At 65.3% G+C, this 25,667-nt stretch carries 23 protein-coding genes; 19 read left to right on the top strand and 4 right to left on the bottom strand.

The annotated features are described in order from the left end of the window. Positions 1-68: 68 nt before the first annotated feature. The 14 genes from aspT (A9973_RS24635) (at position 69) to A9973_RS24570 (ending at position 17,540) form a co-directional block, all read left to right on the top strand. Positions 69-1,760, top strand: coding sequence for an aspartate-alanine antiporter (gene aspT / locus A9973_RS24635; RefSeq protein WP_183016267.1), 1,692 nt, complete (start codon positions 69-71; stop codon positions 1,758-1,760). A 113-nt stretch (positions 1,761-1,873) separates the two neighbouring features. After that, positions 1,874-3,700 carry a bifunctional aspartate transaminase/aspartate 4-decarboxylase gene (locus A9973_RS24630; protein ID WP_183016266.1) on the top strand — a complete coding sequence of 609 codons (1,827 nt, stop codon included), beginning with the start codon at positions 1,874-1,876 and terminating at the stop codon, positions 3,698-3,700. A 24-nt stretch (positions 3,701-3,724) separates the two neighbouring features. Continuing rightward, positions 3,725-5,425, top strand: a complete 1,701-nt coding sequence (gene aspT, locus A9973_RS24625) for an aspartate-alanine antiporter (protein ID WP_183016265.1) — start codon at positions 3,725-3,727, stop codon at positions 5,423-5,425. 133 nt (positions 5,426-5,558) lie between these two features. Then, positions 5,559-7,385: an acyl-CoA dehydrogenase gene (locus A9973_RS24620; protein WP_183016264.1), complete on the top strand. Its 1,827-nt coding sequence runs from the start codon at positions 5,559-5,561 to the stop codon at positions 7,383-7,385. A gap of 144 nt (positions 7,386-7,529) precedes the next feature. Further along, a complete protein-coding gene (locus tag A9973_RS24615; RefSeq protein ID WP_183016263.1) occupies positions 7,530-8,171 on the top strand; it encodes a peroxiredoxin in 642 nt (213 codons plus the stop codon). 212 nt (positions 8,172-8,383) lie between these two features. Continuing rightward, positions 8,384-9,412 (top strand): sulfate ABC transporter substrate-binding protein, encoded by a 1,029-nt coding sequence (locus A9973_RS24610; protein ID WP_183016262.1) that lies wholly within the window; start codon positions 8,384-8,386, stop codon positions 9,410-9,412. Between the two features lie 24 nt (positions 9,413-9,436). After that, positions 9,437-10,327 carry a sulfate ABC transporter permease subunit CysT gene (gene cysT, locus A9973_RS24605; protein WP_370539530.1) on the top strand — a complete coding sequence of 297 codons (891 nt, stop codon included), beginning with the start codon at positions 9,437-9,439 and terminating at the stop codon, positions 10,325-10,327. Beyond that, positions 10,324-11,226, top strand: a complete 903-nt coding sequence (gene cysW, locus A9973_RS24600) for a sulfate ABC transporter permease subunit CysW (RefSeq protein WP_183016260.1) — start codon at positions 10,324-10,326, stop codon at positions 11,224-11,226. Before cysT ends, cysW begins: the two co-directional genes overlap by 4 nt. Positions 11,227-11,252: 26 nt before the next feature. Then, positions 11,253-12,317, top strand: a complete 1,065-nt coding sequence (locus tag A9973_RS24595) for a sulfate/molybdate ABC transporter ATP-binding protein (protein ID WP_183016259.1) — start codon at positions 11,253-11,255, stop codon at positions 12,315-12,317. Beyond that, positions 12,314-13,081 (top strand): phosphoadenylyl-sulfate reductase, encoded by a 768-nt coding sequence (locus A9973_RS24590; protein ID WP_255469280.1) that lies wholly within the window; start codon positions 12,314-12,316, stop codon positions 13,079-13,081. Before A9973_RS24595 ends, A9973_RS24590 begins: the two co-directional genes overlap by 4 nt. 40 nt (positions 13,082-13,121) lie before the next feature. Continuing rightward, complete coding sequence (cysD, locus tag A9973_RS24585; protein ID WP_183016258.1) at positions 13,122-14,030, top strand: sulfate adenylyltransferase subunit CysD; 909 nt, start codon at positions 13,122-13,124, stop codon at positions 14,028-14,030. Positions 14,031-14,071: 41 nt separating this feature from the next. Continuing rightward, positions 14,072-15,370 carry a sulfate adenylyltransferase subunit 1 gene (locus A9973_RS24580; RefSeq protein WP_183016257.1) on the top strand — a complete coding sequence of 433 codons (1,299 nt, stop codon included), beginning with the start codon at positions 14,072-14,074 and terminating at the stop codon, positions 15,368-15,370. Between the two features lie 212 nt (positions 15,371-15,582). Beyond that, entirely contained in the window at positions 15,583-17,016 is a 1,434-nt protein-coding gene (locus A9973_RS24575) for a PA0069 family radical SAM protein (protein ID WP_183016256.1), read from the top strand. A gap of 59 nt (positions 17,017-17,075) precedes the next feature. Further along, positions 17,076-17,540 (top strand): hypothetical protein, encoded by a 465-nt coding sequence (locus A9973_RS24570; protein ID WP_183016255.1) that lies wholly within the window; start codon positions 17,076-17,078, stop codon positions 17,538-17,540. A gap of 13 nt (positions 17,541-17,553) precedes the next feature. Here A9973_RS24570 and A9973_RS24565 read toward each other — a convergent pair whose 3' ends face one another. Next, positions 17,554-18,426 carry a DMT family transporter gene (locus A9973_RS24565; RefSeq protein ID WP_183016254.1) on the bottom strand — a complete coding sequence of 291 codons (873 nt, stop codon included), beginning with the start codon at positions 18,424-18,426 and terminating at the stop codon, positions 17,554-17,556. Between the two features lie 323 nt (positions 18,427-18,749). On the opposite strand from A9973_RS24565, the gene rplS reads away from it, so the two are divergent. After that, positions 18,750-19,130 carry a 50S ribosomal protein L19 gene (gene rplS, locus A9973_RS24560; protein ID WP_054423686.1) on the top strand — a complete coding sequence of 127 codons (381 nt, stop codon included), beginning with the start codon at positions 18,750-18,752 and terminating at the stop codon, positions 19,128-19,130. Positions 19,131-19,253: 123 nt separating this feature from the next. Beyond that, entirely contained in the window at positions 19,254-19,985 is a 732-nt protein-coding gene (locus A9973_RS24555) for a CoA pyrophosphatase (protein ID WP_183016253.1), read from the top strand. Positions 19,986-19,995: 10 nt separating this feature from the next. Here A9973_RS24555 and rsgA read toward each other — a convergent pair whose 3' ends face one another. Further along, positions 19,996-20,961, bottom strand: coding sequence for a ribosome small subunit-dependent GTPase A (gene rsgA, locus A9973_RS24550; RefSeq protein ID WP_255469279.1), 966 nt, complete (start codon positions 20,959-20,961; stop codon positions 19,996-19,998). Continuing rightward, the gene (locus A9973_RS24545; protein WP_183016252.1) at positions 20,958-22,208 is read right to left on the bottom strand and encodes a M48 family metallopeptidase; all 1,251 of its coding nucleotides are present in this window, start codon (positions 22,206-22,208) and stop codon (positions 20,958-20,960) included. The genes rsgA and A9973_RS24545 overlap by 4 nt, the downstream gene beginning before the upstream one ends. A gap of 61 nt (positions 22,209-22,269) precedes the next feature. On the opposite strand from A9973_RS24545, the gene orn reads away from it, so the two are divergent. Together orn and A9973_RS24535 are read left to right on the top strand one after the other, a co-directional pair. Beyond that, positions 22,270-22,815, top strand: coding sequence for an oligoribonuclease (orn, locus tag A9973_RS24540; protein WP_183016251.1), 546 nt, complete (start codon positions 22,270-22,272; stop codon positions 22,813-22,815). A gap of 90 nt (positions 22,816-22,905) precedes the next feature. Next, complete coding sequence (locus A9973_RS24535; protein WP_183016250.1) at positions 22,906-23,529, top strand: NAD(P)H-hydrate epimerase; 624 nt, start codon at positions 22,906-22,908, stop codon at positions 23,527-23,529. A gap of 23 nt (positions 23,530-23,552) precedes the next feature. Here A9973_RS24535 and paaX read toward each other — a convergent pair whose 3' ends face one another. Beyond that, the gene (gene paaX / locus A9973_RS24530) at positions 23,553-24,482 is read right to left on the bottom strand and encodes a phenylacetic acid degradation operon negative regulatory protein PaaX (protein WP_183016249.1); all 930 of its coding nucleotides are present in this window, start codon (positions 24,480-24,482) and stop codon (positions 23,553-23,555) included. Positions 24,483-24,654: 172 nt separating this feature from the next. On the opposite strand from paaX, the gene paaA reads away from it, so the two are divergent. Next, positions 24,655-25,644, top strand: a complete 990-nt coding sequence (paaA, locus tag A9973_RS24525; RefSeq protein WP_183016248.1) for a 1,2-phenylacetyl-CoA epoxidase subunit PaaA — start codon at positions 24,655-24,657, stop codon at positions 25,642-25,644. Positions 25,645-25,667: the final 23 nt, after the last annotated feature.

The following is a 25,667-nucleotide window of genomic DNA, read 5'->3' as shown; positions in this document are numbered from 1 at the left end:
ATGTATTCCGCGCGCAGCAGTATTGTTCGCGCACGTGCTCGACCTGTACAGAACGAAGGAGATTCGGGATGGAATGGTTCTTTGACACATTGCGTAAGTACCCTGAATTAGCGATCTTCCTGACCCTGGGATTGGGTTATTGGATCGGCGCCAAAAAGCTCTTCGGGTTTAATCTAGGCGCGGTGACGGGTACATTACTGGTGGGCGTGCTGGTCGGGCAACTCGACATCACCATCGCCCCAATTCTCAAGCAGGTGTTCTTCCTGCTTTTCCTCTTTGGTCTTGGCTACGGCGTCGGACCTCAATTCTTCCGCGGCATGAAAAGCGATGGCCTTCCCCAGGTCATTTTCGCGGTCATCATTTGCGTGATTTGCTTGCTGGTCACTTGGGGGACCGCCGTGGGCTTCGGCTTTGACGCCGGCACCGGTGCCGGCCTGTTGTCAGGCGCGCAGACCATTTCCGCGGTGATGGGCGTGGCGACCGACACGATCAATGGCCTGAGCGTGGACGCGGCCACCAAGAAGCAATGGATCGACAGCATTCCGGTCGCCTATGCCGTCTGCTATATCTTCGGCACGGTGGGCAGCGCATGGCTGCTGGCCTCGCTGGGTCCGAAGCTGATGGGCGTGGACATCGTGAAGGAGTGCAAGGATTACGAAGCCAAGATGTCCGGGGCGTCGGATTCCATGGAACTGTCCGGCTACCGCAAGTTCACGGCGCGCGCGTATCGCCTGGACAACACCGAGCACGTGGGCAAGACCGTCGGCGATCTGGAGTCGAAGTTCGTCGAAGCCCGCGTCTTCGTGGAGCGGATCCGCCGCGGCGACCAGGTCCTGGACAATGATTCGGCCACCGTGCTGGAAGCGGGCGACGTCCTGTGCGTGACCGGCCGGCACGACGCGCTGGTCCTGCAGGCCTCCGGCATCATCGGCACCGAAGTCGAAGACCGCGACTTGCTGAGCCTGCCCGCGGAGGTTGTCGAGGTGGTGCTGACCAATAAGAACGTGGCTGGCAAGACGCTCAAGGAACTCGCGGAAAACGAGACCGTGCGCCAATTGGGCCGGGGCGTGTTCTTGCGCAAGGTGGTGCGTGGCGGCCACGAGATGCCGGTCAATTGGGGCCTGAAACTGGATCGCGGCGACCGTCTTTTCGTCCTTGGCGCCAAGCGCGACGTCGAGCGGGTGATAGACAAGCTGGGCTATGTCGACCGCGCCACCAATCAGACCGACATGGTGTTCGTGGGCTTCGGCATCTTGCTGGGCGGCTTGTTCGGCACCCTCGTGCTGACTGTCGGCGGCATCCCCATCACGTTGTCGACCTCGGGCGGCGCGCTGATCTCCGGCCTGATCTTCGGCTATCTGCGATCGGTGCATCCCACCTTCGGCCGCGTGCCGGAACCCGTGCACTGGTTCCTGACATCGGTCGGGTTGACCGCCTTTGTGGCGGTGGTCGGCATCACGTCCGGACCAGGCTTCGTGCAGGGCTTCCAGCAGCTTGGGGCCAAACTGTTCGTGGCCGGCATCATCGCGACCAGCGTGCCGATGATCCTGGGCGTGTATATCGCCCGCTACGTGTTCAAGTTCCATCCCGCCATCGTGCTGGGCGTCTGCGCGGGCGCCCGCACCACGACGGCTGCGATCGGCCAGATCACCGAAACGGCGAAAAGCCAGGTGCCAGCCCTGGGCTACACGGTGCCTTACGCGATCGGCAATACCCTGCTCATCATCTGGGGCATTGTCATTGTCTTGCTCATGACCTAGTGGGACGCCCGCCACGCCGCAGGGCGGGCGGGCAGCACATCGGGGCGGCGGGCGTGCCCGCCCGCGCCGCCCCGGCAAGCGCTTGTCAAAACGCAAACCAGGAGTACTGAATAATGGCTTCCACCACGCCCCTTACCGTCAGCCTGGCCTCGGCCCTGAAAACGACGCGGTCGCGCCAGCGCGACCTGGAACAGCTGTCGCCCTTCGAACTGAAGGACTATCTGATCACGCTGGCCAAAGAAAACCAGCAGACCGCCGCGTTGACCATGTTGAACGCCGGCCGGGGCAATCCCAACTGGATCGCCACCGAACCGCGCGACGCCTTCTTCCTGCTGGGCCAGTTCGCCATGAAGGAAGCGCGCCGCGTCCGCGACGACGCCATCCTGGCGGGCATGCCGGCCAAGAAGGGCTGCGCCGACCGCCTGCGCAAGTTCCTGTCCAAGCATAAAGGTGAGGACGGTTACGACTTCCTGGCCGGCGTGCTCGAGTACGGCGTGAAGATCAAGAGCTTCGACCCCGACGAGTGGATCCACGAGTTGACCGACAGCATCATCGGCGACAACTATCCCGTGCCGCCGCGCGCGCTGGTCCACATCGAACAGATCGTGCACGACTACCTGATCAAGGAAATGTGCGACGGCCGCCCGCCCAAGGGCAAGTTCGACCTGTTCCCGGTCGAGGGCGGCACGGCCGCCATGTGCTACATCTTCGATTCGCTGATGCAGAACGGCCTGCTCAAGCAGGGCGACACCATCGCGCTGTTCCTGCCGACCTTCACGCCTTATATCGAGATCGCGCACCTGGAGCGCTTCCAGTTCAAGATCGTCGCGATCAACGCCAGCAGCGTGCGCGCCGACGGCACGCACGATTGGCACTATCCGGCATCCGAAATCGCCAAGCTGGAGAACCCGAAGATCAAGCTGGCGGTCACGGTGAACCCCAGCAATCCGCCGTCCGTCGCGTTCAGCCCGGTCGAGATGAAGCAGATCGTGCGCCTGATCCGCAAGAACCCGGATCTGGTGCTGGTGACCGACGACGTCTACGGCACCTTCGTGCCGAACTTCCGTTCGCTGATGGCGGAGGTGCCGCACAACACGATCTGCGTGTATTCCTTCTCGAAGAACTTCGGCTGCACGGGCTGGCGCCTGGGCGTGATCGCCACGCACGAGAAGAACACGATGGACCGCCGCATCGCCGAACTGCCGGCGTCGTGGAAGCAGCGCCTGAACAAGCGCTATGGCGCGATGACGATGGAGCCCGAAAAGCTCAAGTTCATCGACCGCATGGTGGCCGACAGCCGTAACGTGGCGCTGAACCACACGGCGGGCCTGTCCTTGCCGCAACAGGTGCAGATGGGCTTCTTCGCGCTGTCCCACCTGCTGGACCTGAAAGACGCCTACAAGCACCTGACGATGGAGATCGTCCGGGCGCGGCGCGACTCGCTGTGGAGTGGCCTGGGCATCCCGCTGCCGCCGGAAGATCCGATGCGCGGCTGGTACTACGTGGAACTGGACTTCATGGTCTGGGCCAAGGTCATGTATGGCGACGCCTTCTGCAAGTACATGACCAGCAACTACGAACCGGTGGACTTCCTGTTCCGCCTGGCCGAGAAGTCCGGCGTGGTGCTGATGGACGGGGGCGGATTCGGCGGCCCGCCGTGGTCGATCCGCATCTCGCTGGCCAACCTGGACGACGGCGACTATGCCAAGATCGGCAAGTACATGGTCGAATGCGCGACCGAGTACGTCGAGGCATGGAAGGCATCCGAGCTGGTGCGTTCGGGCCCGACGGCAGGCAAGGGCCAGACGGTGAAGGCCGGTGCGGCCAAGCGCGTCGCCAAGAAGGCCGTGAAGAAAGGAGCCAAGACGGCGGTAAAGAAGGCGGTGAAGCAAGCGGACACCGCCGCCAAGTCGGCCAAGAAGGCTTCGGCCCGGAAGTAGGCAAACACAGGGTGACATGACCTTATGACGTGCTCAATCGGGTTTTTCAACAGCGTCCCCATCGCGGTCTTGTTCGTCACGGTGGGCTTGGGATACCTGATCGGCAAACTGAAGGTCGGGCCGATCCAGCTGGGCGGGGTGTGCGGAACACTCATCGTCGCCCTGCTGATCGGCCAGACAGGTTGCCAGATGCGCGGCGACCTGAAAGAGGTCGCGTTCGCCCTGTTCATCTTCGCCATGGGCTACTCCGGTGGCCCGCAGTTCTTCGCCAACCTCAACCGGTCCAGCCTGCGCTACATCTTGCTGCCGATCATCGAGGCCCTGCTGGTGCTGACCATCGTGCTGGCGGCCGTGCCGTTGTTCGGCCTGGACGCCGGCACGGCGGCAGGCCTGGCGGCGGGAGCGGCCACGGAATCGGCCGTGGTCGGCACGGCGGCCGAGGCGCTCAAGCACCTGGGGCTGCCGGACGCCGAGGTGCAGCGGATGGAGGCCAATATCGCCACGGCCTACACGCTGACGTATCTGGTGGGCTTGATCAGCATCGTCTTCTTCACCAGCCAGGTCGCGCCGGCGCTGTTGCGCATCAATCTGCGCGAGGCCTCCAAGGCCCTGGAGGAGAAGCTGGGCGTGGCCTCGGGCGATGAAGAAGACGTCAATCTGCCCACGTTGCCGCGGCTGGTGGGGCGCGCCCATGTGGTGAAAGACGCTGACGGCATGACGGTGGCCGACGTCGAATCGCAACTGGGCGGACGGACGGTGATCAGCCGTATCCTGCGCAATGGCGAAGCCGTCGACGCTACGCCGGAAGACACGCTGGCCACTGGCGACATCGTGGTGGTGCTGGGCGTGCGCCGCTTCGCGCTGCGTGCCGGTTCGGTGGTCGGCCCTGAAATCCAGTTGCCCGAAGCGCATGCGGACGACCTGCAACTGAGCGAGCTGGCGATCATCGTCAGCAAGAAGGCGGTCAACGGGCGCACCATGGGCGAATTGGCCAAACGGCCCGGCGCCCGCCGCGCGCGCGGCGTCTTCGTCCAATCCATCGTGCGGTCCGGCCACGTGCTGCCCTTGACGCCGGCCACCGTCGTCCAGTACGGCGATCTGGTGACTCTGGTGGGCACTGAACCGGAGCTGTCTGAAGCCGGCGCGGCCCTGGGCAACGAATTGCGCCGCAGCGGCGTGACCGATCTGGTGTTCCTGGCGTTCGGCATTCTTGCGGGGCTGATGATCGGCGCCCTGAGCGCTCGCCTGTGGGGCATCCCGGTGTCCCTGGGCAGCGGCGGCGGCGCGCTGGTCAGCGGCCTGGTCTGCGGTTGGATCAACGCCAAGCGGCCCGCTATCGGCCATATGCCGGACCACGCGGTGCAACTGCTGAAGGACCTGGGCCTGGCGGTGTTCGTGGCCTGCGTGGGCTTGTCCGCGGGGCCCGAGGCGATATCGCTGATCCGTGAGCACGGCGCCGTGCTGCCTGTGATCGGGTTGCTGGTGTCGTTGGGGCCCGCGTGCCTGTCGCTGTGGGTGGGCCACAAGATCCTGAAGATCGAGGGGCCGCTGCTGGTGGGCGCCATTGCCGGGCAACACGTCAGCACGCCCGCGATCAGCGCCATTTTGGGGTCAAGCGGCAGTTCGGTGCCGCTGTTGGGCTACACCGTGACCTACGCCATCGCCAACGTGCTGCTGCCGGTGCTGGGGCCGATCATCGTGTCATTGGCGTACCATCTGAGTTAGCGCCCGTCCGGCTACCCGCCGGACGACGCGGCGCTTGACGCATCCCGACGCGCGCAATCAGACGCGCGTATCAAGAAACGCATCCGACAACGAGGCGCCCCGCGCCTCGTTGTCCATTGCACACGGAGACACCATGCCTTACGTAACCCCGCTGCAGGACTTCCGCTTCGCCCTGACAGAACTGGCCGGACTGGACGACATCCTGAAACTGCCCGGATTCGGCGACGTCACGCCTGACCTGGTGGACGCTATCCTCGAAGAGAACGGACGCTTCGTGGAGCAGGCGGTAGCGCCTTTGAACGTGCCCGGCGACACGCAGCCGCCGGTCTGGAAGGACGGGCAGGTGACGACCACGCCGGGGTACGCCCAAGGGTTCAAGGACTATGCGGCGGGCGGCTGGCAGGGCCTGCAGCATCCGCAGGAGTGGGGCGGGCAGGGTCTGCCCAAGCTGGTCGCGGCGGCGCCCGGAGAGAACATCCAGGCGGCCAGTCTGGCGTTCTCCTTGTGTCCGATGCTGACCGACGGCGTGATCGAGGCCGTGCTGACCGTCGGTTCGGAGGCGCAGCGCAAGCAATACGTGCCCAACCTGATCGGCGGCAAATGGACCGGCACCATGAACCTGACCGAGCCGCAGGCCGGTTCGGACCTGGCCCAGGTCGCCACGCGCGCCGTCCGCCAGGACGACGGCAGCTTCCGCCTGTCGGGCCAGAAGATCTTCATCACCTACGGCGAGCACGACCTGGCCGAGAACATCATCCACCTGGTGCTGGCCCGCACGCCGGACGCGCCGGCGGGCGTGAAAGGCATTTCACTTTTCATCGTGCCCAAGTTCCTGGTCGAGACCGACGGCAGCCTGGGCAAGCGCAATGACGTCTGGTGCGCCTCGCTGGAGCACAAGCTGGGCATCCACGGCAGCCCCACGGCGGTGCTGCTGTACGGCGCCGGCAAGGGCGAGGTGGGCGAGGGCGCCGTGGGCTACCTGGTCGGCGAGTTGAACCGCGGGCTGGAATACATGTTCATCATGATGAACGCGGCCCGTTATTCCGTGGGGCAGCAGGGTATCGGCGTGTCCGAACGCGCCTACCAGCACGCGCTGGCGTACGCGCGCGAACGCGTCCAGGGACGCGCGGTGGAAGGGTCGGCGGGGCCGGTGGCCATCGTGCGGCATCCCGACGTGCAGCGCATGCTGCTGACCATGAAGGCGCTGACGGAAGCTGCTCGCGCCGTGTCTTATGTGACGGCGGCGGCGCATGACAAGGGCACGCACCATCCCGATCCCGAGCAGCGCTCGCGCAACCGGGCGTTCTACGAATACATGGTGCCCATCGTGAAGGGCTTCTCGACCGAGAGCGCGGTCGAGGTCGCGTCCCTGGGCGTGCAGGTGCACGGCGGGATGGGCTTCATCGAGGAAACCGGGGCGGCGCAGTACTACCGCGACGCCCGCATCCTGCCGATCTATGAAGGCACCACCGCGATCCAGGCCAACGATCTCGTCAGCCGCAAGACGCAGCGCGACGGCGGTGCCACGGCCTACGCCGCCATCGCCGCCATGCGCGAAACGCTGCGCGCCGTCGAAGCGGAGTCCACGCGCGCGGCTGCGGCGGAACGCGACGCGCTGCGGCTGCTTCGCGACAACCTCGATGGCGCAATCCAGGCGTACGAGGCGGGCGTGGGTTTCATCCTGGAGCAGTCGGCCGCCAACATCCGGGCGGTCTACTCCAGCAGCGTCCCGTACCTGATGCTGGCCGGCGTGGTGCATGGCGGCTGGCAGATGGCGCGCGCGGTGCTGGCTTGCCGCAAGCATCTGGCTGCCGGGTCAACCGATCCGTTCCACAAGTCGAAGATCGCGACAGGATTGTTCTACGCCGCGCACATCCTGCCGCGCGCTTTGTCCCTGTCGGCCGCCGTGCGCGCCGGGGTCGTCGCGGAGGCGTGCGGCGCCGCTTCAGATATTGCATAAGGTTATATGGCTTGCGTATTTCCCCCGCCACAGGTTTGATGGAAGAATCGTTTTACCCGCGGTAATTTCCGCACGAAACGACTTTCCCGCTGGCAGCGGTCGCGAGCCGCCGGCCCCCAACTGAATCCGCATACAGGAGACATCATGAGTCATCTACGTCTGGGCGACATCGCCCCTGATTTCGAACAGGAATCTTCGGCTGGCCCTATCCGCTTCCACGAGTATCTGGGCAACAGCTGGGGGGTGCTCTTTTCGCATCCGGCCGATTTCACGCCCGTTTGCACGACTGAACTCGGCTACACCGCCAAGCTGGCGGACGAATTCGCCAAGCGCAATGTGAAAGTGCTGGCGCTGTCGGTGGACGGCACCGATTCCCACTCGAAGTGGATCGAGGACATCAACGACACGCAGTCGACCAAGGTCAATTTCCCGATCCTGGCCGACAAGGACCGCAAGGTCTCCGAGCTCTACGACATGATCCATCCGAACGCCAATGCCACGCTGACGGTGCGCTCGGTGTTCATCGTCGACCCGAACAAGAAGGTGCGCCTGATCATCACGTATCCGGCCAGCACCGGCCGCAACTTCAACGAGATCCTGCGCGTCATCGATTCCCTGCAGCTGACCGACAGCCACAGCGTGGCCACGCCGGTCAACTGGGAAGACGGCGACGACGTGATCATCGTGCCGTCCTTGCAGGACGAAGCCGTGATCAAGCAGAAGTTCCCCAAGGGCTACAAGGCCGTGCGCCCGTACCTGCGCATCACCCCCCAGCCGAATAAGTAAATTCGGATTCCGGGGGGTAGCCCCCGGAATCCGCAGGCGGTTTTCCGCCATCCGAACCGTCGCCTTCCCATAGGGGAACGCGGCGGTTTTTCATGGTTGGGATCCGGATCCTATATGTCTGGGAGCGATGAGCAATCAAAAAATGATTCGTTCCGTTCAGAATGCCCAGCCAGCACACTTGCTTCCACATTGCCAAACACAGGGAGCAAGGGATGTCTTTCGGGAAAGCCGGTTGGTGGGCCGCTCTGGCGGCGGTGACAGTTTCGCTGGCGGCGGTCGCGCCGGCCCAGGCTCAGCAAAAGCAGACGCTGCTGAACGTCTCGTATGACCCGACGCGCGAGCTGTACCGCGCGATCGATGACGCCTTCATCAAGCAATACAAGGAAAAGGCCAACGTCGACCTGACGATCCGCCAATCGCACGGCGGCTCCGGCCGCCAGGCACGGTCGGTCATCGACGGGCTGGAAGCCGACGTGGTGACGCTGGCGCTGGCCTATGACATCGACGCCATCGCCGACAGGGGCCTGGTGCCCGAGAACTGGCAGACCCGCCTGCCGCAGAACAGCTCGCCCTATACCTCCACCATCGTGTTCCTGGTGCGCAAGGGCAACCCCAAGGCCATCAAGGACTGGGACGACCTGGTCAAGGACGGCGTCCAGGTCATCACGCCGAACCCGAAGACCTCGGGCGGGGCGCGCTGGAACTACCTGGCCGCCTGGGCCTATGCGCTGGAGAAGAACGGCGGCAGCGAAGAGAAGGCCCGCGCGTTCGTCGGCGACCTGCTCAAGCACGTGCCGGTGCTGGATACGGGCGCCCGCGGCGCCACCACCACCTTCGTCGAACGCGGCGTGGGCGACGTGCTGCTGGCCTGGGAGAACGAAGCCTTCCTGGCGCTTGAAGAACTGGGCCCGGACAAGTTCGACATCGTGGTGCCGTCGCTGTCCATCCTGGCCGAGCCGCCAGTGGCCATCGTGGACAAGATCGTGGACAAGAAGGGGACGCGCGCCGCCGCGCAGGCCTACCTGGAATTCCTGTATACGCCGGCCGCGCAGGAAATCATCGCGAAGAACTACTACCGCCCCATTGACCGGACGGTGGCCGCCAAATACGAAAGCAAGTTCCCCAAGGTCAAGCTCGTCACCATCGACGACAAGATCTTCGGCGGCTGGCGCAAGGCGCAGAAGGACCACTTCAGCGACGGCGGCACGTTCGACCAGATCTACCTGCCGCAGAAGAAATAAACGGACAACGATCGGACGATGGCCATGACCACTGCCTCGAACCCGGCGGCAAACGGCGCGCAAGCGCCTTTTGCCGTTCGGCGCAACAGCCCGGGCGTGCTGCCCGGATTTGGCATTTCCATGGGTTTTGCGGTGCTGTACCTGAGCGTGCTGGTGCTGATCCCGCTGGCCGCCTTGCCCTTGAAGAGCGCCGAACTGGGGTGGCAGGGGTTCTGGGATGCCGTGACGGCGCCCCGGGTCCTGGCGTCGTATCAGCTGACCTTCGGCGCGTCGCTGCTGGCCGCGCTGGTGAACCTTGTGTTCGGGACGGTAGTGGCCTGGGTGCTGGTGCGTTACCGCTTCCCCGGCAAGAAGATCCTGGACGCGCTGGTCGACCTGCCGTTCGCGCTGCCGACGGCGGTGGCCGGCATCGCGCTGACCGCGCTGTATTCCGAAAAGGGATGGCTGGGCGCGCCGTTGTCCAAATGGTTCGACTTGAAAGTCGCGTTCACGCCGCTGGGCATCGTGATCGCGCTCATCTTCATCGGGGTGCCGTTCGTGGTGCGCACCGTGCAACCCGTGCTGGAAGACGTCGAGCGCGAGATCGAGGAGGCCGCGGCCAGTCTGGGCGCAAGCCGCTGGCAGACCATCCGCCGCGTGCTGCTGCCGACCATCCTGCCCGCGCTGATGACCGGCTTCGCCCTGGCGTTCGCGCGGGCGGTGGGCGAATACGGATCGGTGGTCTTCATCGCGGGCAACATGCCCATGGTGTCCGAGATCACGCCGCTGCTGATCATCTCCAAACTGGAGCAGTTCGACTACGCCGGCGCCGCCGCCATCGCCACGGTGATGCTCGTGCTGTCGTTCGCGCTGCTGCTCGTCATCAACCTGCTGCAAGGCTGGCAGGCCCGCCGCAACCTGGGGAGGCTCGCATGAGCGCATCGGATCGTCCCGCACATCTGACCGAGCCGCGCTGGGTGCGCGGCATTCTGCTGTTCATCGCGCTCGCGTTCCTGGCGCTGTTCCTGCTGGTGCCGTTGGCGGCCGTTTTCGCCGAGGCGTTCAAGAAGGGCTGGGAGCTGTACCTGGCGGCCATCGTCGAGCCGGATGCGCTGTCGGCTATCCGGCTGACCTTGCTGGTGGCCGCGATCGCGTTGCCGGTGAACCTGGTGTTCGGCGTAGCCGCCGCCTGGGCCATCACGAAGTTCCAGTTCCGGGGCAAGCAGTTCCTGATCACGCTGATCGACCTGCCGTTCTCGGTGTCGCCCGTGGTGGCCGGCCTGGTGTTCATCCTGCTGTTCGGCACGCAAGGCTGGCTTGGCGGCTGGTTGCAAGACAACGATTTCAAGATCGTCTACGCCGTGCCCGGCATCGTCCTGGCCACGCTCTTCGTGACCTTCCCCTTCGTCGCGCGCGAACTGATTCCGCTGATGCAGGCGCAGGGCAGCGAAGAAGAGCAGGCCGCGCTGACGCTGGGCGCCAACGGCTGGCAGATCTTCTGGCGCGTCACCTTGCCCAACATCAAGTGGGGCCTCTTGTACGGCGCCATCCTGTGCAACGCGCGGGCGATGGGCGAGTTCGGCGCGGTGTCGGTGGTGTCCGGTCAGATCCGGGGGTTGACCAACACGATGACCCTGCATGTCGAGATCCTCTACAACGAATACCAGTATTCCGCGGCGTTCGCGGTGGCCTCGCTACTGGCGTTGCTGGCGCTGGTGACGCTGGTGGCCAAGAACGTGGTCGAGTGGCGCAACGCACGCATGCTGCGCGCCGCGGACCTGCCCGTCGAGTACCCCGGTCCGGCGGCGGCAACCCTCAAACCGGCCGCCGCCTGACGCGGCCGGTTCAGACGGAGACAAGCATGAGTATCGAAGTTCGCAATCTATCCAGGCAGTTCGGCCAGTTCCGCGCGTTGAACGACGTGTCGCTGCACATCGAAACGGGCGAACTGGTGGCGCTGCTGGGGCCATCCGGCTGCGGCAAGACCACGCTGCTGCGCATCATCGCCGGACTGGAGGCGCCGGATTCCGGCAGCGTGCTGTTCGCCGGCGAAGACGCCACCGCGGTCGACGTGCGCCAGCGCCAGGTCGGGTTCGTGTTCCAGCACTACGCGCTGTTCAAGCACATGACGGTGTTCGAGAACGTGGCCTTCGGCTTGCGCGTCAAGCACCGGTCGCAGCGTCCTTCCGAAGACCAGATCCAGCGCAAGGTGCATGAGCTCTTGACGTTGGTGCAGCTGGACTGGCTGGCCGACCGCTACCCGGCGCAACTGTCGGGCGGTCAACGGCAACGCATCGCGCTGGCGCGTGCGCTGGCCGTCGAACCGCGCGTGCTGCTGCTGGACGAGCCCTTCGGCGCGTTGGACGCCAAGGTGCGCAAGGAACTGCGGCGCTGGCTGCGCCGGCTGCACGACGAGCTGAACGTGGCCAGCGTGTTCGTGACGCACGATCAGGAAGAGGCGCTGGAAGTGGCCGACCGCGTGGTGCTGATGAATGCCGGCCGCATCGAACAGGTGGGCACGCCGCGCGAAGTCTGGGAACAGCCCGCCACGCCGTTCGTCTACGGCTTCCTGGGCGATGTGAACCAGTTGCAGGGCGTGGCGGCGCGCGAGGTCTGGGAAGGCGCCGGCCTGTCGCTGCCCGCGCCCGGCCTGGCGCAAGCCGAAGCCCGGCGCGCCACCGCCTACGTGCGGCCGCACGAGTTCGAGATCGAGCGCTACCGGGCGGGCAGGGAGGGCATCGCCGTGCGCCTGTCGCACGCGTACCTGGCCGGGCCCAGCGCCTATCTGGAATTGGCCCGCGAGGATTCCGACGCCATCCTCGAAGCCGAGGTCCCCGAACACGTGTACCGGGAGTTGGCCCTGCGCGATGGCGAAGTCCTGTTGGCGCGTCCCCGCCGCGCGCGTATTTTCGCGGTGCAATCATGACGATTTCCAACCTTTCTCACGGCTTGTCCACCCGCCCCCCGGCCAGCCTGGACACCGGGCTGGCGCGCCGCTGGCGCGAGCTGGTCGACCGGTTGTCGCAGGTCCAACGCCGCTACCCGGACGCGGCGCTCGCGTCCTCGCTGGCGGCCGAGGACATGGTGCTGACCCACGCCATCTACGGCTCGGGCCTGGACCTGGAAGTCTTTACGCTGGATACCGGCCGGCTGCATGCCGAAACGCTGGGCGTGCTGGACGCCGTGGACGCGCGCTACGGGCGCCGCGTCACCGTGTACCGGCCCGACGCCGCCGCCGTCGACGCGCACGTGGCGGCGCACGGCGCCCATGCCTTCTACGAAAGCGTCGAACTGCGCAAAGCCTGTTGCCAGATCCGCAAGGTCGAACCGCTCAGGCGCGCGCTGGCCGGACGCGGTGCGTGGATCACCGGCCAGCGCCGCCAGCAGTCCACGACGCGCGGCGAACTGCCGCTGGAAGAGCACGACGCCACCTTCGGCCTCTACAAGTTCAACCCGCTGGCCGAGTGGAGCGAGGAAGACGTCTGGGCCGTGATCCGCACGCTGGACATTCCGTACAACCCCTTGCACGACCAGGGCTACCCGTCGATCGGGTGCGAACCCTGTACGCGCGCGATCCGTCCGGGCGAAGACCTGCGGGCGGGGCGCTGGTGGTGGGAGTCGTCGGACTCCAAGGAATGCGGCCTGCATGCCGGCAACCGGGTCATCAGCGTCGTGGCGCGCGGCGATTGACGCCGACCATGAATTCGAAATCTGTTTTAGGGGAATACCTATGTCTGCTGTGATCCAACGCAGCCACCTGGATTGGCTGGAATCGGAAGCAATATTCATCATGCGCGAGGTCGCCGCCGAAAGCGAAAACCCCGTGCTGCTGTTCTCGGGCGGCAAGGATTCGGTGGTGCTGCTGCGCCTGGCCGAAAAGGCCTTCCGTCCGGGGCGGTTCCCGTTCCCGCTCATGCACATCGATACCGGGCACAACTTCGATGAAGTGATCGCCTTCCGCGATCAGCGCGCCGCCGAACTGGGCGAGACACTGATCGTGCGCAGCGTGGAAGATTCGATCACGCGCGGCAGCGTGGTGCTGCGCCGCGAAACCGATTCCCGCAACGCGGCCCAGGCGGTCACGTTGCTGGAGGCGATCGAGGAATTCGGATTCGACGCCTGCATCGGCGGCGCGCGGCGCGACGAGGAAAAGGCGCGGGCCAAGGAACGCATCTTTTCGTTCCGCGACGAATTCGGCCAATGGGACCCCAAGGCCCAGCGCCCGGAACTGTGGAACCTGTTCAACACCCGCGTGCACCGCGGCGAGAACATGCGTGTCTTCCCGATCTCGAACTGGACCGAGCTGGACGTCTGGCAATACATCCAGCGCGAACAGCTGGCGCTGCCCTCCATCTATTTCAGCCACGAACGCGAGGTGGTGCGCCGCAAGGGCCTGCTGGTGCCGGTCACGCGGTTGACGCCGCCGCAGGAAGGCGAACAGGTCGAACGCCTGCCGGTGCGCTTTCGCACGGTGGGCGACATCTCGTGCACCTGCCCGGTGGCGTCCGACGCCGCCGACACCATCGCCATCATCGCCGAGACGGCCGTGACTGACATCACCGAGCGCGGCGCCACGCGCATGGACGACCAGACTTCCGAGGCCTCGATGGAGCGCCGCAAGAAAGAAGGCTATTTCTGAATGCAGGATGCGCCGGCTGCGGCCGGCGCCAGGGGACGCACATGAACGCACTGAACGACTCTTTTCTCTCCGGCGCCGGCGACGGCGTGCTGCGCCTGATCACGGCGGGCTCCGTCGATGACGGCAAATCCACGCTGATCGGCCGTCTGCTGTATGACAGCAAGGGCGTGTTCGCCGACCAGCTGGACGCGATTTCGCGGGCCAAGCACAAGCGCGTGGCCGGCGACGGGATCGATTTCTCGCTGCTGACCGACGGGCTGGAAGCCGAGCGGGAGCAGGGCATCACCATCGACGTGGCCTACCGCTACTTCTCCACGCCGGCGCGCAAATTCATCATTGCCGACGCGCCGGGGCACGAACAGTACACGCGCAACATGGTCACGGGCGCATCGACGGCGGACGTGGCCGTCATCCTGATCGATGCCACGCGCGCCGCCGACGGCAAGCTGCTGGCGCAGACCAAGCGGCACAGCACCATCGCGCGCCTGCTGGGCATTCGCCACATCGTGGTGGCGGTGAACAAGATGGATCTGGTGGACTGGGACCGCGCCGTGTTCGAGCGCATCCGCGAGGCCTATGCGGACCTGGCGGGCAAGCTGGGCTTCGCGCATTTCGATGCGTTGCCGCTGTCGGCGCTCAATGGCGACAACGTCGTCACGCTGTCGCCAAAAACGCCGTGGTACGAGGGGCAGCCGTTGCTGGCGCTGCTGGAATCGCTGGACCTGGCCAGCGACGGTCGTGCGTTGCCGCTGCGCTTTCCGGTGCAGTGGGTGGCGCGCCACGACGGCGACCGCAAAGAAGATTTCCGCGGCTATGCGGGCCGCGTGGCCAGCGGCGTGCTGCGCGCGGGCGACGCGGTGACCGTGCAGCCGTCGGGCGTGACGGCGGTGGTGCGTGAAGTGCGCATCTTCGACCGCGTGCAAGACGAAGCGGTGGCGGGGGACTCGGTGACGCTGGTGCTGGACCGAGACGTGGACGTGTCGCGCGGCGATGTGATCGTGCATTCGTCGGCTCTGGCGCAGGTCTCGCGCGAGTTCGAGGCCGAGCTGTGCTGGCTGGATGCGCAAGCGTTGAATCCGGCGCGCAAGTATCTGCTGAAGTCCGGCACGCGCCTGACGTCGGCGAAGATCCGCGCGGTGCTCTCGCATCGCGACATCCACGAACTGCAGGAAGTCGAGAACACGGAAGGCACGTTGCGCATGAACGATATCGGACGCGTGACGTTCACCACGCGCGAGGCCTTGGCGGTCGATCGGTATGCCGATGTGCCGGCTACCGGCGCCTTCATCCTGATCGACGAGGCCACGCATCAGACCGCGGCGGCGGGCATGTTGCGCTGATGCCCGCACGGGTTGGAAAACAACGGACCTTTCGCCAGAATTTTGCTGTTGTTTTTCTTCCAAACCTAATGCTGGTGCGGCTCTCCGGGGCATATCGCCTGGTGAAATCGATTTGTTCAGACGGGGCTCGCGTCTTGCGGTAAAGTGGGGCTGTCTTACGAAAAGGCTTTTGGTGCTTGTCAAAACCACTGTGTTTTTGTACAGTAGTTTTTATGGCACGCACCGATCATTCTTTTCCCGCCGGTTCTGGGTCCCCGGCTGCCGCCCCCGCCGCCTTGCGCGGTCGGGGTGCGGTTACTAATGTTCGGCATCGCTTTCAGCGCGATGACCGGGTGCAGGTCGATGACGGCTGGTCCGCTTCCGGCCTGCCGGCCGATTTCATTGACCCTGTCCCCGAATTTTCTTCGGATTCTTCTTCGGATCTTCCTTCCGATTCTTCTTCCGATTTTTCGTCCGACCAGCTGTCGGGCGCGCGGGTCATCCCCATCCTGCCCGATTCTCGCCTGGCGCCCGCCGCCCCCAAGACGACGGTCACGGCCGAACAAGCGCGCAAGATGCTGTCGCGCAACGATTCGCCCGACATTCCTTTCGACGTCGCCGTCAACCCGTACCGGGGCTGCGAACACGGCTGCGTGTACTGCTACGCCCGCCCCACGCATTCCTACCTGGGGCTGTCGCCCGGGCTGGACTTCGAAACCCGGCTGGTGGCCAAGGCGAATGCCGTGCAGGCGCTGCGGGCCGAGCTCGGCCGGCCCGGCTACAAGCCGTCGCCCATCAACATCGGCTCCGCCACGGACGCCTACCAGCCCATCGAACGCGAATGGCGGCTGACCCGGGGCTTGCTGGAGCTCATGCTGGAAACCCGGCATCCGCTCACGATCGTCACGAAGAACGCGCTGGTCGCCCGCGACCTGGACCTGCTGGCCGCGCTGGCTGAGCAGAAGCTCGTGGTGGTCTACATGAGCATCACGTCGCTGGATGCCGGCATGGCCCGCACGCTGGAGCCCCGTGCCGCCGCCCCGTGGCGCCGGCTGGAAACGGTACGCACCCTGACCGACGCGGGCGTGCCCGTGGGCGTGCTGGTGGCCCCCGTCATTCCGTTCATCAACGACGAATCCATGGAACACATTCTCCAGGAATCCAAGGCGGCCGGCGCGCATTACGCCAGCTATACCGTCTTGCGCCTGCCCTGGGAGGTCAAGACCCTGTTCGAAGACTGGCTGAACGCCCATTTCCCCGACCGCGCCCAGCGCGTGCTGCATCGCATTGAAGACCTGCGCAATGGCCGCCGCAACGACCCGAATTTCGGTTCGCGCATGCGCGGCACCGGCATCTGGGCGGATCTGCTGCGCCAGCGGTTCACCGTGGCCACTCGCAAGCTGGGCCTGAACCGCCATCGCCTTGCCCTGGACTGCGACCGTTTCCAGCCGCCCCTGGCCCCGAACGCGACCCCGTCGCTGTTCGCCGCGGCCGCGCCTGGCTCGTCGCCTGCCACGTCCTCTTCCGATTTCCTATCCCCGGTTGGCGCGAAAGCGTCTTCAGGGGTCCCTTTTTCTGATGGGTTGCCCGCAGTCGGCGGCGCAGTGGGCCGCGGTGCGCGCCAACTGCGCGCCATGGCCGCGGGCCAGTTGTCATTGTTCGATTGATTGCCGGTCAATGCCGTGGTGCCCGCCGCGGCTTGGAATCGATTCTCCAAGGAGTTCCTATGAACACCGCTGATATTTCCGTTTTGTCGGACGAGCTCTCCGTCACGCTGAACCCGCTTCACCGCAGCGCGCATCGCGCCCGGGCGGTATGCGCCAAGCTGGCGGGCCTGGCTATGCCCTGGACCACGTCCTCGGCCGATGCCGAGCCGCGCCATCGTGCGCGCCCCGGTTCCATGCCGGCCCGGTGGCCGTTTCCGCCGGCACCGGTGGACGAGGGGGCCACAGGCCGCGGGTTGGTGCCCGCCCCGGCCGAGACGGTTCGCCCTGCCGCACCGGTTGCCGCCGCTGTGCCCGCCACCCAGGCTACCCCCGCCGCGCGCGAACGCAGCCTGGGCAACGCCACGGTTGAACCCGTGACGTCTCAGGTCACCATGAAGGCCATGGTGCTGGATGTGGTGATGGTGCTGGCCTGGGGCGCAATCATCCCCGGACTGATGTGGCTGGGCGCGGCCGCCGGTTTCTAAGCGGGCGCGAGGTTCAACTGGAACCCAGCAGGATGACGCCCGCCAGAATCGACAGACAGCCGGCCAGACGCCCGGGGCCCACCTTTTCGCGCAGCAGGAACATGCCCGCCAAGGTGCCAAGCATCATGGACATTTCACGCGCAGGCGCCACCAGGCTTAGCGGCGCGCCGTTGCGCAAGGCGTAAAGCACCAGGATGTATCCCAGCGGAGACAGCAGGCCCACGGCCAGCGCAAGATGCCAGTGCCCGCGCATGGATTCCCAGGCCTGAGCGCGGCGGCTCACCATGTGGGGGGTCATCATGGCCGTGCGTGTCACGCAAGTGAACCAGTCGAACAGCACCGGGCTGATCAGCAAGACTTTGACCCCGTAGGCGTCCACCACGGTATAGGCCGCGATGAACAGGCCGATCACCACGCCCCAGCGCACGCCCACCCAGGCCTGAGCCTGCTTGAAGATGGTCAGCCGGCCTTGGGTCGCGATCAGCAATACGCCGATCACCACGCACAGCATGCCGATGATGCCGGTGCTGGTGGCGGGTTCCCCCAGCAGCAGGAAGGCGCCTGTGGTTGAAAGCAGGGGGCCGGTGCCCCGCGCGATGGGGTACACCACGGACAAGTCGGCCACCTGATAGCCGCGCTGCAGGCACAGGCTGTAGCCCAGATGCAACAGGCTGGAAGTCAGGATGGCGGCCACGACGGGCCAGGTCCAGGTCATGCCGTCATGCATCAGCACCCAGATCACCCAGGGCGCATACAGCACCGAGGCGCACAGTCCGTACGCAAAGACGAATGGGGCGCCCACCATGGCCGCTCGCTTGGCAAGCAGGTTCCACGTCGCGTGGGCCATTGCCGCCAGGACAACCAATAACAGGGACGTATACGACATGAGGGAACAGCGTCAGATGACGTGTTTGTTACAGAAGTGGCAAGGGTACAGCAAAGCCACCGGAAGGTCGCCATTCTACCCGACGCTCAACCGAATTTTTGGTGTAGAATCATTGGTTTGCCAAATCTCATCCTCTGCTTGCGGTACGAGCATTGCGGGTAGATGGGTAGGCCCGGGAGTGGGAGTACATCTTCACCGGGATTATTCATCGGTTGCCAGCCATGCACATGTGAAGCCAGCCATCTGATGGCGACGCTTTTACGTGAACAACATCGAACGGCAAAAGTTTTAGTCCGCAAAGACATGATGATCAAGGAGTTCTAATGAACCTTATCGCTATCCTGGAACAGGAAGAAATTGCCCGTCTGACCGGCGGCCAAGCCAAGCCTGAATTTGCTCCTGGTGACACCGTCATCGTGAGCGTGAACGTCGTTGAAGGCACCCGCAAGCGCGTGCAGGCTTTCGAAGGCGTTGTCATCGCCAAGCGCAACCGCGGCCTGAACTCCGCGTTCACCGTGCGCAAGATTTCGTCGGGTGAAGCCGTGGAACGTACGTTCCAGCTGTACTCGCCGCAAATCGCCGGTATCGAAGTCAAGCGCCGCGGCGACGTGCGCCGCGCCAAGCTGTACTACCTGCGCAACCGCTCGGGCAAGTCGGCGCGTATCAAGGAAAAGCTGGTCAGCAAGCAAGCCCCGGCGGCTTGATCGCTTATCGGCACACGGCCCTACCAGTGTCGGACGTCCGCGCCATTCAGCGTTTTCGTCCGGCACAGGTTTCCGGGTTAAAAAGGCACCTGCGAGGGTGCCTTTTTCTTTTTGCAGAGCCGTATGTCTGATTCCTCGTATTCCGCGCGGCCTAGACGGCCGCTCGCGCGTCCCGGCTTCGACCCCGCGACGCAACCTTGGGTAGTGGCCAACGAGTCCTTGCCGGCCGTGCCTGCCAGCCTGCTGACCCCGGATTCCCTGCGGGGCACGCTCAGCCAGCCGTCCACCTGGACGCTGGAGCTTTCCCGCGACAACGACCTGCGCTATCCAGGCCGCGAAGGCACTCCCGTGCCCGCCGCCGTGCTGATCCCGCTGGTCACCCGCGACAACGGCGTGCACATCATGCTGACCCAGCGTGCCGCGCACCTGCACGACCACGCCGGCCAGATCAGCTTTCCCGGCGGGCGCATCGAAACCAGCGACTCGACCCCGGTGGCCGCGGCGCTGCGCGAGGCGCAGGAAGAAACGGGTCTGCCCGCCAACCATGTGGAAGTGCTGGGCAGCATGCCGCCGTATCTGACGGCGACGGGCTTCTCGATCATTCCGGTGGTGTCGCTGGTGCGCCCGGGTTTCGATCTTGCGCCCGACGCGTTCGAAGTGGCGGAAGTGTTCGAAGTGCCGCTGTCGTTCCTGATGGATCCCGCCAACCACCGCCTGTATGAAGCGCGGCTGGACGACGGGCGGGTGCGCAACTATTACGGCATGCCTTACGGCGGCCATTTCATATGGGGCGCCACCGCCGGCATGCTGCGCAACCTCTATCACCTGCTGCGCAACGGGTTCCAGCCGCGCTGATCGCCGGCGGTCAGTAGCGCTGCTGCCCCGCCAGGTTCTCTTCCAGAATCCGCTCATATAGCGCATAGCGCAGCGGATTGATCTCGCCCGCCTGCAAGGCGGCAAGGACGCCGCAGCCCGGTTCCTGCCGGTGCGTGCAGTTGTAGAAGCGGCATGCCTCGATGGGCTTCGTGAATTCCGGAAAGCCGCGGATGATGTCTTCGCGGGTCAGGTGCTGCAAACCGAAGGCCTGGAATCCCGGGGAATCGATCAGGTCGCCGCCCGGCTCGGGCAAGTGATACAGCCGCGTGCTGGTCGTGGTGTGCTTGCCCATGTCCAGCGCGGTGGAGTGCTCGCGCGTGGCGGCCCCCGCGGTGGGGATCAGCGCGTTGAGCAGCGTGGATTTCCCCATGCCGCTTTGACCCAGCAGCAGATTGGTGCGGCCGGCCAGATGGGGCGCCAGCAGGGTGTGGACCTTTTCGGGCTCCAGCGCGCTCAATTCGATGACCGGCACGCCCAGCGCCGCGATCGGCGCCAGGCGTGCCCGGGCGGCGGGCAGTTCGTCGGCCAGATCAGTCTTGTTCAGGATGATGAGCGGCGAGATGCCCGCGCTCCAGGCGCCGGCCAGCGCGCGGCCGGTCAGGTCGTCCGAGAAGGTCGGCCGCACGGCGATCACGATCAGAAGCTGGTCCACGTTGGAGGCGAACTGCTTGGAGCGCATGTCGTCCGAGCGGTACAGCAGGTTGCTGCGGGGCAGGATGGTGTCGATGGCGCCTTCGTCGTTGCCCTGCGGCGTGATCCGGACGCGGTCGCCCACGGCGGCGCCGGCCTTCTTGCCGCGGGGAAAGCACTTGCGTACCGACCCGTCGGCCAGTTCCACGGTGTAATGGCGGCCGTGCGCCGCGATGATGCGGCCTTCCAGCCCGGCCTCTGCGGCCGGCGCGCCCGCCGGCGCCTGATTGGGAGGTTTCCTGCTGCTGTTGTTGCGGGCGTTCATGCGGCAGGCGCCATCAGGTGGCGGATGCGCTCGGCGGCGGGGGGATGGCTGTCGTAGAAGGCGGAGTGCACAGGGTCGGGAGTCAGCGTAGAGGCGTTGTCGTCGTAGAGTTTGACCAGCGCGGAAACCAGACGTTCCGGTGAAGCCTGTTCGGCCGCATAGCGGTCCGCTTCGAACTCGTTCCGGCGCGAGAATAGGCTGATCAAAGGCGTGAGCATGAAAGTGAAAACGGGCAGGACCAGGATGAACAGCAAAAGCGCCATGGCATCATTGCTGCCGCCCAACTGCGGCAAAACGCCCAGGCCCACGTAGAACCAGGGTTGTTGCGCGACCCAGCCCAGAATGCCGAAAAACACGAACGTCACGGCAAACCCGATGATGATCTGTTTGGTGATGTGCCGTTTGGCGAAGTGGCCCAGCTCGTGCGCCAGCACCGCTTCTATCTCGTCGCCGTTCAGCCGCGACAGCAGCGTGTCGAAGAACACGATGCGGCGCGATCGGCCGAAGCCGGTGAAGTACGCGTTGCCATGGCCTGAACGGCGCGATCCGTCCATCACGAACAAGCCATTGAGCGCAAAGCCGCAGCGCTTGGCCAGGCCTTGGATGCGCTCGGCCAGCGCCGGGTCGGTGAGCGGGGTGAACTTGTTGTAGAACGGGGCGACGAACCGGGGGTAGATGACTTGCATGGCCACACTGTAGGCCGACCACAATGCCCACGCCCAGATCCACCAGTACGTGCCTGCGCTGCCCATGAGCCACAGTACGGCGGCGATCAGGGGCAGCCCGAGCAGCACGGCGAAGAACGCATTCTTCGCGCAGTCGCTGATGAACAGCTCGGGCGTCATGCGGTTGAAGCCGAACCGGGCCTCCAGTCTGAACTGGCGCCAGATCGCGAACGGCAGGCCCAACAGGCCCAGCAGCACGCCCATGACCGTCAGCAGCAGCAACTGCCGCAGGAAGTCATTGCTGGTAAGCTGGTCCACCGCCTGGTCGATGAACTGCAGGCCGCCAAGCAAGGTCAGGCACACCAGCACGAGCGCGTCGAAGGTGTGTTCCAGCATGCCCAGCTTGACGCGCGCCACGGTGTAATCCGCCGCGCGCTGGTGACTGGCCAACCCGATCCGGTGGGAGAATTCGGCAGGCACGTGGTCGCGATTGCGCACGACATGGCGGATCTGGCGTGACGCCAGCCACAGGCGCACGGCAATATCGGTCAGCAGGAAAGCAACGAACAGCAATGTGAACATGGGCGCAGCGTCAGGCTCGAATAGGGATGTGCGAAAATCGCGCGTTTTATAGGCAAATTATATGGCTGTGAACGAAAATCGCCTGGTTTGGCTCGACATGGAAATGACGGGCCTGGAACCTGAGAAAGAACGCATCATCGAGGTGGCCGTCGTGGTGACGGAGCCTGATCTGACGGTCGTGGCCGAAGGCCCGGTGCTGGTGATCCACCAGCCCGACAGCCTGCTTGACGCCATGGACAACTGGAACAAGTCCACCCACGGCAAGAGCGGCCTGATCGACAAGGTCAAGGCATCGACGGTGTCCGAGGCGCAGGCAGAGGATACGCTGTTGGCGTTTCTCGCGCAGCATGTGCCTGCCGGTAGATCGCCGTTGTGCGGCAACACCATCAGCCAGGACCGTCGCTTCATGTTTGCTTACATGCCGCGTCTGGAGCAGTTCTTCCACTACCGCAACCTGGACGTCAGCACGCTGAAGGAATTGGCGCGCCGCTGGGCGCCGGCCGTGTACAAGGGCTTCGAGAAGAAGAGCCGCCACGAAGCGCTGGCCGACATCTACGAGTCCATCGACGAACTCAAGTACTACCGCGAGCACTTCCTGAAGGTGTGAGCGGCGGCCGGGGGCGCGGCGTAAACTGGGTCAGGCCTATCCCTTGGATGGGGCCTATTCACTGCCAGCCCCTTTCGCCGCGACTTCGCCATGCCGTCCTACTCCGTCGCTCAGATTCGCCGCGCCGAACAGCTTGCGCGGGCTTCGGGCCGGGCGTTGATGCCGCTGGCGGGCCGGGCGGCCGCCGAGTTCATCGCGGCCCGCTTTCCCCCTGACCACACCCTTTTGGCTTTGGCCGGCCCCGGCAACAACGGGGGCGACGCGCTAGAGGCCGCGACGCGCCTGCTCGCCCTGGGATATGCGGTACGGGTGCTGCTGCCATCCGGCCCAGCCGGGTTGCCGCCGGACGCGGCCCTTGCCTGGGCCGGCTGGCACGGCGCTGGCGGCGAGACCCGGACGACGCTCATGCCATGCGACGTCCCCGACATCGTCATCGACGGCTTGTTCGGCATCGGCTTGAACCGGACGCTGGACGCGGATTGGCAAGCGCTGGTCGATACCGTCAACGGCTGGAACGTGCCGGTGCTGGCGCTGGATGTGCCCAGTGGCATCGACGCGGATACCGGCGCAGCGCTGGGGCGCCCCATCCAGGCGCACTGGACGCTGTCCTTCATCGCCGAAACCGCCGGGCTGTCGCGTCCCGGTCCCGGCCAGATGGCCGCCGGCGAGCGTCATGTCGATACGTTGGGCGTGATCCTGTCGCCGGCCGCCTGAGGCCGGGCAGCCAGGCCGGAAATTCAGGCCGGCCTTCCGCCGAAGCGCGCCGCGATGTCTCCCGCCAGGGGGGCATAGCGTTCGTTGTCCTGGCCGGCCAAGGCCGCAAGGTGCGTCTCCGACGCGTCGAACACCTTCCAGTAGATCCGTCCGCACAGTTCGCGCGCCGCGTGGCCTGGCCAGTTGTCAGGCAGCATCGGGCCGGGCAGTTGGGGGTCGTGCAGCACGATCCGGCGCCAATGGTGCAGCAGCATGACGCGGACGACGAACGCCTCGGACGGCGAGGGCGGTTCTTCCAGCAGCTTTTCCAGCGGGCCGAAGTTCCGGGAGAACTGGCGGTACTGCTCGGCCACGTCTTCCAGGTTCCAGCATTGCGAGGCCAGGCTGGCGATCGGCAGGCCGCCTGCGCCGGCCAGGTCGCGGGCCGACAGCACCAGCGCCCGGTCCGGGATGCCGAGCTTGTCCAGGATGTCGTGCGCCGCCCGTGCCTCGGTGTGCGGATGGGCGAACAGCCCCGGGGCAATCATGCCGAAACCTTCCCAGACCAGTTCGCGCCGCAGTTCCGCGCGTTCGGCCAGGCCGTTGCCCGTGCGCGGCAGCGCCACCAGCGTCCATTCCCCGTTCCAGTCCCGCGACGCGCCCTCGTAGATGCGCTGCGACGCATGCGCGGTATGGCGCAGGCCCTGTTCGGAAATCAGGTACAGGCTGCGCCGGCCATGGCGTTCGGATTGCAGCCAGTTCTGGGCGACCAGCCGGAACACGCTGGTGCGCAGCAGCCGTTCGTTGATGCCCAGCGGGGCCAGCAGGGCGATCAGGTCGCCCAGCCAGATGGCGCCGCCATGCGGGGCGAGGGCGTCGCCCAGCAAGCTGACGCACAGGGATTTGGCGCGGGGCGGATCGCTTTTCAATAAGCGGGACAGAAAGCGGTCCAGGGGCGACTGAGGGTTTGCCATAAGGGGGGCCGCAAGCGGCCGATATCAGGATCTGCAATATGATACATAAATCTAATGTGATACAGATTTGGGTTTGACAATGGTTTTTTTGTATTAAATAATCGGCCTATGACATGACGGCACTGCGGAACGTTTGCTTTGCGTTTTCGCAAACCGTCTCTAGGAGACAGACATGTACGCTCAACTCGTCGAAACCGGCGTCAAGCAGGTCAAGACCGCGGACCAGCTTGAAGGCCGCGACCAGACGTTCCAGCGCCGCATTGACGACGGCGTGCGCATCGAGGCCAAGGACTGGATGCCGGACGCCTACCGCAAGACGCTCGTGCGCCAGATCTCGCAGCACGCGCATTCGGAAATCGTCGGGATGCTGCCCGAAGGCAACTGGATCTCCCGCGCGCCGTCCCTCAAGCGCAAGGCGATCCTGCTGGCCAAGGTGCAGGATGAAGCCGGCCACGGGCTGTACCTGTACAGCGCCGCGGAAACGCTGGGCGTGTCGCGCGACGACCTGATCGACGACCTGCATGCCGGCCGCGCCAAGTACTCGAGCATCTTCAACTACCCCACGCTCAGCTGGGCCGATATCGGCATGATCGGCTGGCTGGTCGATGGCTCGGCCATCATCAATCAGATCCCGCTGTGCCGCTGTTCTTACGGCCCGTACGCACGGGCCATGGTGCGCGTCTGTAAGGAAGAGTCCTTCCACCAGCGCCAGGGCTACGACCTGCTGATGCAGATGTGCCTGCACGGCACGCCGGAGCAGAAGGCGATGGTCCAGGACTCGCTGAACCGCTGGTGGTGGCCCGCGCTGATGATGTTCGGCCCGTCCGACGCCGACTCGCCCAACAGCGCCCAGTCCATGGCGTGGAAGATCAAGCTGTTCTCCAACGACGAACTGCGCCAGAAGATGGTCGACCAGACCGTGCCGCAGGCCGAATACCTGGGCCTGACCGTGCCGGATCCCGATCTGAAGTGGAACGCCGAGCGCGGCCACTATGACTTCGGCGAGATCGACTGGAGCGAGTTCTACGCGGTGCTCAAGGGCAACGGCCCCTGCAACCGGGAGCGCCTGGCCGCGCGCGTCAAGGCGCACGAGGACGGCGCCTGGGTGCGCGACGCCCTCGTCGCCTACGCCGACAAGCAGGCCCAGCGCAAAGCGGCCTGAGCCGCATCCGGCCGCATTCCCCA

This window comes from Achromobacter sp. UMC46 (assembly GCF_014170335.1).
Classification (GTDB): Bacteria; Pseudomonadota; Gammaproteobacteria; order Burkholderiales; family Burkholderiaceae_B; genus Achromobacter.
The sequence above is the reverse complement of the archived record's forward strand: the minus strand, read 5'-3'. Positions and strand labels throughout refer to the sequence as shown.

Excerpts from the sequence above, each read along its gene's own strand:
- A9973_RS24595 (WP_183016259.1), top strand. The coding sequence starts at position 11,253 with ATGAGTATCGAAGTTCGCAATCTATCCAGGCAGTTCGGCCAGTTCCGC.
- aspT (WP_183016267.1), top strand. The coding sequence starts at position 69 with ATGGAATGGTTCTTTGACACATTGCGTAAGTACCCTGAATTAGCGATC.
- A9973_RS24630 (WP_183016266.1), top strand. The coding sequence starts at position 1,874 with ATGGCTTCCACCACGCCCCTTACCGTCAGCCTGGCCTCGGCCCTGAAA.
- A9973_RS24535 (WP_183016250.1), top strand. The coding sequence starts at position 22,906 with ATGCCGTCCTACTCCGTCGCTCAGATTCGCCGCGCCGAACAGCTTGCG.
- orn (WP_183016251.1), top strand. The coding sequence starts at position 22,270 with ATGGCTGTGAACGAAAATCGCCTGGTTTGGCTCGACATGGAAATGACG.
- A9973_RS24570 (WP_183016255.1), top strand. The coding sequence starts at position 17,076 with ATGAACACCGCTGATATTTCCGTTTTGTCGGACGAGCTCTCCGTCACG.
- rsgA (WP_255469279.1), bottom strand. The coding sequence starts at position 20,961 with ATGAACGCCCGCAACAACAGCAGCAGGAAACCTCCCAATCAGGCGCCG.
- rplS (WP_054423686.1), top strand. The coding sequence starts at position 18,750 with ATGAACCTTATCGCTATCCTGGAACAGGAAGAAATTGCCCGTCTGACC.
- A9973_RS24610 (WP_183016262.1), top strand. The coding sequence starts at position 8,384 with ATGTCTTTCGGGAAAGCCGGTTGGTGGGCCGCTCTGGCGGCGGTGACA.
- cysD (WP_183016258.1), top strand. The coding sequence starts at position 13,122 with ATGTCTGCTGTGATCCAACGCAGCCACCTGGATTGGCTGGAATCGGAA.
- A9973_RS24620 (WP_183016264.1), top strand. The coding sequence starts at position 5,559 with ATGCCTTACGTAACCCCGCTGCAGGACTTCCGCTTCGCCCTGACAGAA.
- A9973_RS24615 (WP_183016263.1), top strand. The coding sequence starts at position 7,530 with ATGAGTCATCTACGTCTGGGCGACATCGCCCCTGATTTCGAACAGGAA.
- paaA (WP_183016248.1), top strand. The coding sequence starts at position 24,655 with ATGTACGCTCAACTCGTCGAAACCGGCGTCAAGCAGGTCAAGACCGCG.
- aspT (WP_183016265.1), top strand. The coding sequence starts at position 3,725 with ATGACGTGCTCAATCGGGTTTTTCAACAGCGTCCCCATCGCGGTCTTG.
- A9973_RS24565 (WP_183016254.1), bottom strand. The coding sequence starts at position 18,426 with ATGTCGTATACGTCCCTGTTATTGGTTGTCCTGGCGGCAATGGCCCAC.
- A9973_RS24575 (WP_183016256.1), top strand. The coding sequence starts at position 15,583 with ATGGCACGCACCGATCATTCTTTTCCCGCCGGTTCTGGGTCCCCGGCT.
- A9973_RS24580 (WP_183016257.1), top strand. The coding sequence starts at position 14,072 with ATGAACGCACTGAACGACTCTTTTCTCTCCGGCGCCGGCGACGGCGTG.
- paaX (WP_183016249.1), bottom strand. The coding sequence starts at position 24,482 with ATGGCAAACCCTCAGTCGCCCCTGGACCGCTTTCTGTCCCGCTTATTG.
- cysT (WP_370539530.1), top strand. The coding sequence starts at position 9,437 with ATGACCACTGCCTCGAACCCGGCGGCAAACGGCGCGCAAGCGCCTTTT.
- A9973_RS24590 (WP_255469280.1), top strand. The coding sequence starts at position 12,314 with ATGACGATTTCCAACCTTTCTCACGGCTTGTCCACCCGCCCCCCGGCC.
- A9973_RS24545 (WP_183016252.1), bottom strand. The coding sequence starts at position 22,208 with ATGTTCACATTGCTGTTCGTTGCTTTCCTGCTGACCGATATTGCCGTG.
- A9973_RS24555 (WP_183016253.1), top strand. The coding sequence starts at position 19,254 with ATGTCTGATTCCTCGTATTCCGCGCGGCCTAGACGGCCGCTCGCGCGT.
- cysW (WP_183016260.1), top strand. The coding sequence starts at position 10,324 with ATGAGCGCATCGGATCGTCCCGCACATCTGACCGAGCCGCGCTGGGTG.